Here is an 8,628-nt window from a genome sequence, read left to right as displayed (position 1 = left end):
ACCGATGCATCGCGGCGCCAACCAAGGTTGGCGACTACCGGGCCTGAGCGGCGTTGCTTTGGTAGCTGCCCACCTTGGTGGGCACCGATGGAAGCCACCGCCAACCAAGGTTGGCGACTACCGGGCCTGCGCGGCGTTGCTTTGGTAGATGCCCACCTTGGTGGGCACCGGGAGCGATAGGCACCCATGCGCCGCTGGGCGCTACAGGAACTCCGCCATGCGCTGCAGTTCGTCTTCAAGCGCGCCACGAAACACCTTGTCGCGGGCCAGCGACTTGCCGGCGTAGCCCACGCTGGACGCCAGTTCACCGTCGCGCACACTGAGATTGGCCCAGCCCACCACCTGGTCATGCCACAGCACCGGCAGTGCGTAGTAGCCGTATTGGCGCTTCGGCGCAGGCGTGTAGGCCTCGAACTTGTAGACCCAGCCCCACAGCAGCTCGAAGCGGCGGCGGTCCCACACCACCGGGTCGAACGGGGCCAGCAGCCGCACATGTTCGTCCGGCGCATGCCGGCGCGAGCGCGGGTTCTCGTCGGCCGGCCAGTACCAAGTGGTGCCGTCCAGCGTGCAGCTGGCCAGCTGTTGCTTGGCCAGCATCAACGCCTGCCGGGTCTGTTCGGCCAGATGCGGTGCGCCATAGCCCAGCAGGCGCACCAGATAAGTCAGGCTGGCCGACGGCAGCGGCGCGTACTTGCGTACCACCAGATCAATCAGGGCGGCGGCACGTTCAATCTGTGCCTGCTCGCTGGCATCAGCTTCCGCGTGGTCGGCTACGGCATAGATGCGGGTGCCGCTGTCGCGCCGTTGCACGCGCAGCAGGCCGCGGTAGTGCATGCCATCCAGCAGGTGCGTGCTGGCATTGCTGGTGCCACCCCAGTAGTTGGTCACCCGGCCATGCGCGAACGCCTGGTCAACCTCGCGCGGATGCACGCTGCCGCGCTCGCGCACGAAGGCCAGCACATCCGCTGCACGCCGCTGGGTCTCGGTGTCCCACGCGCGCTTGGACACGCGCGGATGCATCAGCGCCAGATATTCGCGCGGCAGGAAGCCGTAGTTCACCAGGCAATCTTCCTCCACCGGCAGGCGCGCATAACGCCGCTCCAGATCACCGGCACGGTAGTCCTTCACCCGATGGCGCAGGGTCAGGTCCTGTGCGCGTGCCGGTGCGCGGATCGGGTCAGCCTGCACGAAGCCCAGGCGCCGGATCGCGGTCAGCAGCGTGGTGGGTTTGAACAGCGTGCGCGCCACCGCATGGCGGCGCAGATCATCGAGGGTGGGCGTGGCAGGCATGGCCGCATTGTAGATCCAGGCCATGCATGGATGGGGTCGCGGCGAACCGTGCAACGGCATCCACGCATGGCGTGGTTCTACCGAAGTTCCAACACCTCCAACGAACCGATCACCAGCGCACGCATGCCCTGCTTGAACTCGGTGATCACCTGGCCTTCTTCGTCGTCCGCAATCCCATACACCGTATCCGCACCGGCAATGCAGTAGAACGCGACCGTGGCCAGCAACCAACGCGCCTTGTCCAGCGGCAGGCCGAACACCTCGGCCACATGGGCCTGGTGCGAGGCGATCTTCTCCAGCATCGGCGTGGTCGCCACCGACCGCCGCAGCAGGTACGGCGGCAGCCCGGGGTGCGCTTTCACCACCTCGCACAGCGATTCCACGAACGCCAGCAGGTAGGCCTGCAGCCCACCCGGCGCATCGGCCGAGGCGCGCGGAATCTGCCAGCGCTGGAACACCGTATCGGCCACCAGCCGCTTCAAGGCCTCCAGATTGGCCACGCGCTTGTAGAGCGCGGCCTGGGTCACCGCCAGTTCGGCGGCCACGTTGGCCATGGTCAGGTTCGGCAGACCCAGTTTGATGCCGATGTCGGCCAGGCGATCGGGGGTGATGGTGGGCGGACGGCCGCGGGCCGACGCCGGGGTTTCAGGGTGCATGTTCATACCGTAGCGAGGGTGCCAGCAAAGGGACCCTCTTGTCCGCTTCATATGGTTTAGTTTAATTTACTCAACTAATTCGAAATGCGTGTGGTTCGCAACCCCGCCGCCGTCCGCAATCGAGCCCATGGCTCACTTCCCGCCAGGTCCCCACCCAGCCGACAACCCTGCGCTGCGCCCTCCCCCGTGCTTGCCGTCGGCAGCGCGCCAGGCGCGTTCGCACCTGCGATTCACAGGAACCTGGCATGACCGTGTACCACCTTTCCTCTCCCCTGCAGCCCGCAGCGGCCGCCGCGAGCCGCGTGCAGATGCATCCGCTGATGGCTCGGCACTACCGGGTGTCGGCCCTGGCACTGGGGCTGCTGGCCTCGTTTGCCGCGCTGGCCGACTCCGCGCCGTCCACCCTGCCCTCGGTGCAGGTGCAGGAACAGCGCCGTGTGACCGGCGACTATGCCGGCGGCCAGGTGGCTTCCGGTAGCCGGGTTGGCCTGCTCGGCGACAAGGACTTCATGGACACGCCGTTCAGCACGGTCAGCTACACCGAAGCCTTCATCCGCGACCGCCAGGCCAAGGACCTCACCGACGTCATCGCCGCTACCGACCCCACGGTGTTCAGTAACGGCGTGACCGGTTCGTGGAGCGAGAACTACGCCATCCGCGGCTTCTCCTCCAGCACCAGCGACACCACCTTCAATGGGCTCAGTGGCATGGCGCCGTACTACCGCACCTCGCCGGAAATGTTCGAGCGCATCGAGGTGTTGAAGGGCCCGTCCGCGCTGCTCAACGGCATGCCGCCGGGCGGCTCGGTTGGTGGCAGCGTCAACCTGGTGCCCAAGCGCGCCGGTGAGCAGCCGTTGCTGCGGATCAGCGCCAACTTCGCTTCCGACGCGCAATTCGGCACCCACGTCGATGTGGGCCGCCGTCTGGGCGCCGACAAGCAGTTCGGCATCCGCTTCAACGGCGCTTACCGTGATGGCGACGGTGCAGTGGGCAAGCAGAGCAAGAAGGTCCAGTTGGGTTCGCTGGCGCTGGACTGGCGCGGCGAACGCGCCCGCCTGTCCGCCGATCTGTACAGCGCCGACGACCGCGTCGACGGCCCGGCCCGTGGTGTCGGCCTGGCACCGGGCGTGGCGATTCCGCGACCGCCGCGTGGCGACACCCTGATCAACCCGGACTGGGCCTACGTGGACAGCCAGGACAAGGGCGCGATGCTGCGTGGCGAGCTGGACATCAACGAGCACCTGATGGCCTACCTGGCCTACGGCACCAGCAAGACCGACTACCGCTACAACGGCTCGATCAGCGCGCAGATACTCAACCCGGCAGGTGACTTCACTACCGTGATCGGCCAGCTGGCGTTCGACATCAAGAAGCAGTCCGGTGACGCTGGCCTGCGCGGCAGCTTCCGTACCGGCAGCGTCGGCCACCAATGGGCCGCAAACGTGACCCACTACCAGCACACCCAGAACGACTACGGCCGCCGCAGCGTGCCGGGCTGGGACTGGACCACCAACCTGTACAACCCGGTGTGGGGCCCGGCCGCGCCGTTCATCGCGCCGCATATCTCGCACACCGAACTGCGGCTGGACAGCCTCGGCTTCGCCGATACCCTGTCCTTCGCCGATGACCGCGTGCAGCTGACACTGGGCGTGCGTCGCCAGCAGGTGGTCAGCGAGACCTTCAATGTGGCCACGGGTGCGCGCACCTCGCGCTACGACGAGAGCGCCACCACCCCGGCCGCCGCCCTGCTGGTGAAGGCCACAGATAAGCTTTCGGTCTACACCAACTACATCGAAGGCCTCAGCCAGGGCGCCACCGCGCCGATGACCGCGGCCAATGCCGGCGATGTGTTTGCACCGTTCCGCACCAAGCAGAAGGAGCTGGGCCTGAAACTGGACCTCGGCAGCTTCGCGCATACCTTCAGCGTGTACGAGATCAAGCGCCCGAGCAGCTACACCGACCCGGTCACGAATATCTTCTCGTTCGGTGGCGAACAGCGTAACCGTGGCGTGGAATGGGGCTTCTTCGGCGCGCCCCTGGACGGCGTGCGCCTGCTGGGCGGCGTGGCCTACGTGCAGCCGAAGCTGACCCGTACGGCGGGTGGTGTGAATGAAGGCCGCATTGCTACCGCCGTTGCGCAACGCCAGGCCAAGCTGGGCGTGGAATGGGATGTGCCGGCGCTGGAGGGTTTGACCCTGACCGGCAATGCCACGGCGATGTCGAAGCAGTACATCAGTGCCGACAATCGCCTGTCGGTGCCGGGGCGCACGTTGTTCGATGTGGGTGCGCGTTACAGCACCACGATGGCGGGGCGACCGCTTGCCCTGCGCGCCAGCGTGAACAACGTGACCAACAAGGCGTACTGGGGCATGCCGTTGCTTTCCAGCCTGGCACTGGGTGCACCGAGGACGGTGTTGTTGTCGGCCACGATGGATTTCTGAAAGGCATCCACGCATGGCATGGATCTACTGGAAATGCATCAGTAGAGCCAGGCCATGCCTGGCTGATGCCATGGTGACCCGCCGAAAGCATCCACGCATGGCGTGGATCTACCGGCCTCCGCCATCCTTCATTCCGGATGCAGGCGATAAATGGCCTGGTTGGTCAACGCCAACGCGGCCAGCTTCAACCCTTCCATTACCCGGTCGCCCACGTAGTGTTCCGGGCCGCCATTCTGCCGGGCGCGCTCGGCGGCCAGCAGGATCTCGTTCACGATGCGCAGCCCGGCCAACGCCCCATCGGCGTCGGCCAGCGCCAGGCAGCGGCCCGGCAGTTGATGGCGTTCCGGCCAGGGCTGGCCGTCGGCCGCTGCGCCGCGGCCAATCTGGTGCAACAGGGTGATCAGGGTGTTGGGATCGGGCTTTGCCACCTCGCCCTCGTCGGCATTGGCCGGGGCGTACTGGGCGCGCAGAGGGGGAATATCCGATGCGTTCATGGCAGGTCTCCGTGCAAGACATGGGGAGCCACCCGCCTTAACAAAGGCGGCGGGACGGCACATGGCTGGAAACCGGAGGACTGTAGTCATTGCCGGCGGGTACGTTTGCACGCACCCCCACGCACCGCCCCGCCATAAGGCGCAGACGGATTGCCAGCCGGCGCCGCACAAGGCGACGCCGGCTGGCAAGCGTATTGCTACAGTCACTACGGGTTTCCAGGCCCGGCCGCCCTTTTTCGGCGGCGATCCATCATGTACACAACTGCGCGGCAGAAGCAAAGCCAGCGCGGGGTCCAGACGGAGACATCTTTACAGCGGGCGGCATTGTCGCACACTGCCGAAGCCGCGAATACGCCTTGTTTTCAGCATCCAACCGCTTCAGCTTTCCCACGGGCCGGGCCACCCGACGTTCGCAGATGCGTCCAGACCGGAGGCCAAAGCGCGCCAACGGCGACAAGCCCAGAAATTCGAAGCAATCGTTCAGCGGCAGGATGCCAAGCACCGCGCCGCGCATGCCGTAGCGGGTTACGTTGCAGTGTTCGAGCACGCCCATCTGCCCAGCGTTGAATGCGCTTCAACCGCCACGGCAAGGTTCCGGTTACAGCCTGGGCGCTGCCAGTGCGGTCGAGATCGCCGGTGCGGAGAGTACGTTGTGTTTACCGATTATGGGGCAGGAGCCTGCTGCGAAGGCGTGGCCAGGCTCCCAGAACGTTCCAGCCGCCCAGCAGGCATGCCCTGGACATCAGGGCGGATAGTCCATCACGATGCGGATTGACGCGTCAGCCGTCCCGGGCTGGATATCCTTCTCCGAGGCGACCGTCTGCACATAGCGGGCACGGAACTTGCGGCCGATGCGGCCGGGTCCTGTCGAGGCGCCAAAGGGATACACCTTCTCAAGCGCAACGGGTGAGATTCCACTCTCACCATCGAGCACCTGCACGCCGACACCTACCGCACCGCCCGAGACCGCAACGATGCCGCGCGCCACATCCACTGCGGGGCTCGTATCTGTAGGCTCCAGGTAGAAGTTCACATCCCCTACCCCAGCTTCACAATCCAGAAAAATCTGGAAGGGTCGCTCCCGCCCTCCGCTGAACTGCCCCTTGAAATCCGTCACGGGCACACTGCCCATTCGTACTGGCACTGGCGCCGGTCGGCACAACGGCCGATGCTCCGCAGTGATCGTTGCGCCTGCCAAGGAATACTTCACCGTTGCCTTTACTGTCGTAGAGTCACTGTAGAGGGTGCTGGCAAACTCGAACGGAACCGTCTCATGTGTCCCTGCCGCGATCTCCCCCGTGCGGATGAACCGCACGCGCACCTGCGGGAACATCCATTGCTGGCGGAAGTATATCTGCGTCGTCCGCCCGGTCCAGATAGGCTGGAAGTTTCCGCCGTCATCCCGCGAGCGCACGCCGATGATCATTCCCAGCCCTTCCACGCCGGTTGGGTACACGCTGTAGTTGGATCCAGCTTCCGTGTACGTCCCCACCTCGGAAGGTGTTGCAAAGAAATAGGTCATGCCACCATCTGTGCAGCCTGCGATGTATCGATCATCCGTGTACTCGGGTTGCCAGGAGGAAACAGGCCGGCCATTGGCCACGCCATTGACCGTCAAGGCGGCTGCACTTACTGTGCTTGTCGAGTCGCCGTACTTGTCACAGCGCGCCCATGCTGGGCCGCAAATGCCAAGAAGCAAGAGTGCACCTGCCATGCCCGTCAACCACTTGTGATCCACGCGTACGAAGGGAGCTCTCATGTCCGAATCCTGGATCCAGTGATTCCGCTGACAGGCAAACAGTTTCGATGATAACCATCAAAGCTCCGGCAAGCGACAGTGGCGCGCCGTGAAATCAGGGCTGGGCGAGCACCTTGGACTCGGCATGCAGCTGCCCATTGTCGTCCAGCCAGGAAAGATCAACGCGCATGGTGCTGCCTCCGCCAACGTCCGGAAGCGCAAGCAAGCGCTCGGAGAATGGGGAGACATAGGGATTGTCCAACCGGTGCTCGACGCCGCTCTGGGTCAGCACGATCCGGCCGATATTGAAGTGATACGGCGTGGGGTTGCTGATCACCAGCTCATTCCCCGACGTGCCGCGGCGCAGGGCATAACCCATGCTCTCAGCAAACCTGGGCGGAAGCGCAGGCCCCACGCCTGCAGGCCGGAACAGCAGCTTGAAGCGGCTGCGTGTTGCCACCTGCAGAATGTTCTCGTCCGCCGCTGCGGTGGCCTGCGGTGGAACCGCCACGAGGTTCAGCCAGTAAAGGTGTTCGCGATCATCCTGCGGGGCCTCCTTGCGCACCAGCCGCACGCGCAACTTCTGGTCCTTCCCGGCATCCAGGCGCAACAAGGGCGGTGCCAGCACGAAGGGGGCCTTCGACACCTCTGGGGCCTGCCTGCGGTCATCGTCGCCAATCCAGGCCTGGACGAGTGCGGGGGCATCGCTGCCGTTGCGTACCGATACGGTCACCTCGTCACTGGCGGCCGGGAAGACGACCCGTGTCCCCTCTACCGCCACCTGCGCCCCTGCGGGCGCAACCAGTGCCACCAGCATTGCCGTGGCAACGGCCAGCATCCTGCCGATAGCCGGGGAGACCCGCCGCCCGTAGCTCATCCCGCCCATGACACAGCCCGTCCTGTCTGCACCTACCCGCCACAGTCTGCCACAGACTGCTGTGATCGTCCGTGCTGCCCAATGGAAGAAGTGCCCCGCCGTCCTCACGGGTAATCCATGCCGATGCGGATCGCTGCATTCGCGGTGCCCGGAACCACGTCCTCCACCTTGGCCGCAGTCTGCACGTACCGTGCATAGAAGTGCCGACTGACGCGCCCGCCGGTCCAATTGCTGCCAAAGTGGCGTGTTGTTTCCAGAGGGATCACGCTGTCGTTCTCCATCATCTGCAATCCGACGCCCGTGGCACCGCCGGAAACATCTACGATGCCCCGTTTAACGTCCACGGCGGGACTGTCCACGGTCCCCTCCAGGTAATAATCGATTTCCCCAACCTTCTCGTCGCACTCGATCTCGATCAGGAACCCGCGCTTGCGCCCGCCGCTGTACTGGCCACTGAAGTCGGTCAGCGGTGTGCTGCCCATACTGACCTTCTTGGGCTGCGGATAGCACACGGGACGGTGCACGATCTCGAGGGTTGCTGATTCAATGGTGACGGTCGCATCGTACGAGACGCTTGTGCCATCGTTGACATGCAGGGTGCCCAGCAGCAGGGGCGTGGTGGTGTAAGTCCCCGCAGTCGTCGCCCCGATCTTGATGTACCGCTCCCTCATTTCGGTATAAGCAATTTCCTCTCTATCCGGATTTCTATCTTCTACGGGCATACCGTTGCGTACCGCCTGATAGCCGCCACCCCTCAACTCGCCGCGGAACCCGACGATATAGCCGATCCCGGGAACGCCGCTGTCGTAGATGCTGTAGATCTCCTTCGCGGATACGCGGTAGACCCCAACCTCCTTCGCGTTGGCGGTCAGCGTCATGGTTGGGCCGCCAAAGCTCGCGCTGCAGCCGCCTGTGTAGTCGCTTGTGCCCACTTGCCAGGGGCCAATAAACCGATCAACGGCTATGCCATTCGCGGTCAGTGTTGCATCGCCCGTGCTATGCGAGGCGTTGGAATATTTGTCACAGCGTGCCGCCGCGTCTCCGCTGGCGCCGAGTACCGCAAGACCAAGCAGCATCAACAGGTGACCGCGGGCCCGGGAGCTTCTCTTGCTATTCATTGTTGATTTCCTTG

8 protein-coding genes are annotated in these 8,628 nt (G+C 64.7%); 1 reads left to right on the top strand and 7 read right to left on the bottom strand.

Annotated elements, in window-relative coordinates; translation table 11 throughout:
• Nucleotides 1-201: 201 nt before the first annotated feature.
• Both QRO95_RS03990 and QRO95_RS03985 read right to left on the bottom strand, forming a co-directional pair.
• Nucleotides 202-1,314: a DNA glycosylase AlkZ-like family protein gene (locus tag QRO95_RS03990; RefSeq protein ID WP_285301727.1), complete on the bottom strand. Its 1,113-nt coding sequence runs from the start codon at nt 1,312-1,314 to the stop codon at nt 202-204.
• A gap of 53 nt (nt 1,315-1,367) precedes the next feature.
• On the bottom strand, nt 1,368-1,952 hold the full coding sequence (locus QRO95_RS03985; RefSeq protein ID WP_285301726.1) for a TetR/AcrR family transcriptional regulator: 585 nt from the start codon (nt 1,950-1,952) through the stop codon (nt 1,368-1,370).
• Between the two features lie 239 nt (nt 1,953-2,191).
• On the opposite strand from QRO95_RS03985, the gene QRO95_RS03980 reads away from it, so the two are divergent.
• On the top strand, nt 2,192-4,387 hold the full coding sequence (locus tag QRO95_RS03980; protein ID WP_285301725.1) for a TonB-dependent siderophore receptor: 2,196 nt from the start codon (nt 2,192-2,194) through the stop codon (nt 4,385-4,387).
• Nucleotides 4,388-4,515: 128 nt separating this feature from the next.
• Here the strand turns inward: QRO95_RS03980 and QRO95_RS03975 are convergent, their stop codons facing one another.
• The 5 genes from QRO95_RS03975 to QRO95_RS03955 all read right to left on the bottom strand — a co-directional run bounded on the left by QRO95_RS03975 (nt 4,516) and on the right by QRO95_RS03955 (nt 8,614).
• Nucleotides 4,516-4,881: a hypothetical protein gene (locus QRO95_RS03975; protein WP_121503371.1), complete on the bottom strand. Its 366-nt coding sequence runs from the start codon at nt 4,879-4,881 to the stop codon at nt 4,516-4,518.
• 250 nt (nt 4,882-5,131) lie between these two features.
• Nucleotides 5,132-5,434: a hypothetical protein gene (locus QRO95_RS03970; RefSeq protein WP_285301724.1), complete on the bottom strand. Its 303-nt coding sequence runs from the start codon at nt 5,432-5,434 to the stop codon at nt 5,132-5,134.
• Between the two features lie 189 nt (nt 5,435-5,623).
• Entirely contained in the window at nt 5,624-6,640 is a 1,017-nt protein-coding gene (locus QRO95_RS03965) for a fimbrial protein (RefSeq protein ID WP_285301723.1), read from the bottom strand.
• A gap of 94 nt (nt 6,641-6,734) precedes the next feature.
• The gene (locus QRO95_RS03960) at nt 6,735-7,505 is read right to left on the bottom strand and encodes a molecular chaperone (protein ID WP_285301722.1); all 771 of its coding nucleotides are present in this window, start codon (nt 7,503-7,505) and stop codon (nt 6,735-6,737) included.
• A 95-nt stretch (nt 7,506-7,600) separates the two neighbouring features.
• On the bottom strand, nt 7,601-8,614 hold the full coding sequence (locus QRO95_RS03955) for a fimbrial protein (RefSeq protein WP_285301721.1): 1,014 nt from the start codon (nt 8,612-8,614) through the stop codon (nt 7,601-7,603).
• Nucleotides 8,615-8,628 lie beyond the last annotated feature (14 nt).

The sequence above is a fragment of the Stenotrophomonas maltophilia group sp. Smal13 genome, assembly GCF_030236855.1.
Lineage (GTDB): Bacteria > Pseudomonadota > Gammaproteobacteria > Xanthomonadales > Xanthomonadaceae > Stenotrophomonas > Stenotrophomonas maltophilia_A.
The sequence above is the reverse complement of the archived record's forward strand: the minus strand, read 5'-3'. Positions and strand labels throughout refer to the sequence as shown.